This is a genomic window from Exiguobacterium sp. 8H, from assembly GCF_902506255.1.
Taxonomy (GTDB): Bacteria; Bacillota; Bacilli; order Exiguobacteriales; family Exiguobacteriaceae; genus Exiguobacterium; species Exiguobacterium profundum.
In genome coordinates this window covers 1-1,931 of the sequence record NZ_LR733468.1, presented here as the reverse complement: position 1 = coordinate 1,931, position 1,931 = coordinate 1, and the positions used below count along the sequence as shown (strand labels likewise).

Here is a 1,931-nt window from a genome sequence, read left to right as displayed (position 1 = left end):
TCGTCTAGGTGCTTCTTTTTTTGTGCCTGAACCCCGGGTCGATCGACCGGCTGATTATGTAACTCTTCACGCATCCGTCGGATGCCAATTTTCAGAATCTAGTTCCATCATACGCCTCTCTGAATCAGAATACAATATACGATTTTCCCTCTAAACCCTATTTCTATAGCCGTTTTTAAAAGAAGGTCAATGCCAAGACATCCCACTTCCTTTCACTCCTTCAACCCATTTCACACGCCATTTTGGTAGTTGAAATAACAAAGAGAGAAGACCGTTCGGTCTTACTTGAATTACTGTTTAATCTTTATATACATCTTTATGCACATCCTCAGTTTTACTTTTATACTTTTTAATACATTAATTAGTATAATGATGTGTATACAAGAATTACTTGTGTAGATTTTATTTTATTTTTTATATATAAAGATGTTTATTATCACTTTATGATATGATAGAATATATTTAGATATAAAAGTAATGATAAAACGAATTGGAGGCTATTCCCATGAAGACGATCTCTTTTGAAACTGCGAACTCGTACATAAAGGTGTTCGACGCTGAGAAGGACCAAGTGTTGATCTATCCGAACACCGTTCGCGAAGCGCCAATCGAAAACTTCACGAATCCGATCCCAACATATGAGGTCGAAGGCGTCGCTTACCAAGCTGGCATCCGTAGGGGGTTTTCGACGTCGTCGAGCAAAGGACCAGATCGGTATCAGACACACGCCTTCTACGTCGAGACAATGATCGCTCTCGCCCAGGTCGTCGAGGACGGAGATACTATCATTGCTGCGACCGGACTTCCTGCCAACCATTATACGAAAACGATCATCAACGATTTGAAGAAACGGTTTGAAACGACCCATTATGTGAAGATTGATGGGAAGGAAAAGTTCTTCACGATCGAGACGCTGGATGTGTTCCTCCAACCGCTTGGTAGTTTCTTCTATAGCATCATCGGGGATGATGGGATGAAACGAAGCAACTATGACGAACTGATGAACGCTGACGTCCTCGTCATCGACATCGGGTTCGGCTCAACCGATCTCGCCGAGATTTCCCTCGGTCAGCTCCGTGATTATCAAGAGACAGGGGTTGCGATGTCGGATGCATACCGAGATTTGTTCCAAGCAATCAAACAACGGTATAGCGGACGAAACATCGAGACCGCCACGATCCACCCACTTCAACTTGAAATCGAGACGCGCGAGAAGACTTCTTTCCAATACGGCGGAGAGAGCTATCCGATTGCTGAATTGCGTGAACGCGTATTCCAACGCACCGCAACCGACATCATCGAACGCGTTTCGAACGAAAAGGATTTCAGCAAGTATGACAAGGCCATCTTCACAGGTGGCGGTGTCGACGCGTTGAAAGATCATCTGTCGAACATCAAGGCTCCGAACGCATTGCCGATTTTGAACGCCCAGGAAGCAAACGTACGTGGATTCTCAAACTTTAGCCGCTTCATGCGGACAGCAAAGCAATCCATCCATCAGTGAGGTGAGAGAAATGAAACTAATGAGACAGTATAGCTTCAAACTAAACCCCGAGACAGATCAAGACTTGATCGACTTTCTTGAGGACAAGCCAAAATCCTACATCATCAAACTTGCCCTAAGAAATTTCATCAAGAACCCTTCGGTGGCTCCGTTCGACACAGTCGAACATCAAGCGTCAACACAAAGGGCTGAGTCAAAACCGACATCATACGCTCCAGATGCCGATTTGTTCGGCTCGTTCGCTCCAAAAGAATAATCGTTCGCCATCCAGCCCCTCGCCATACGTGCGAGGGGTTTTTCGTCGTCCATCTTGCCCGCTCAGTTGCATCGACAACGCATCCGACGGGCTACCACCCGTCCCGATGCAACTGAGGGGACGCGTTTTCGTCCGCTCCTCCATCCTGATCCGCCCGCTCCCCTCCGGTTC

General features: G+C 46.2%; 2 protein-coding genes. One reads left to right on the top strand and one right to left on the bottom strand.

What is annotated here, in order from left to right:
- The first annotated feature begins 505 nt into the window (after positions 1-505).
- Positions 506-1,504: a ParM/StbA family protein gene (locus tag GVY43_RS15935; RefSeq protein ID WP_159563842.1), complete on the top strand. Its 999-nt coding sequence runs from the start codon at positions 506-508 to the stop codon at positions 1,502-1,504.
- A 205-nt stretch (positions 1,505-1,709) separates the two neighbouring features.
- Here the strand turns inward: GVY43_RS15935 and GVY43_RS15930 are convergent.
- Positions 1,710-1,931: hypothetical protein (locus tag GVY43_RS15930; RefSeq protein ID WP_236549009.1), on the bottom strand; the 222-nt coding region annotated here is incomplete at its 5' end.

What these genes read in the sequence shown, in the direction of transcription:
- GVY43_RS15935 (WP_159563842.1), top strand. Translation starts at nt 506, where the DNA reads ATGAAGACGATCTCTTTTGAAACTGCGAACTCGTACATAAAGGTGTTC.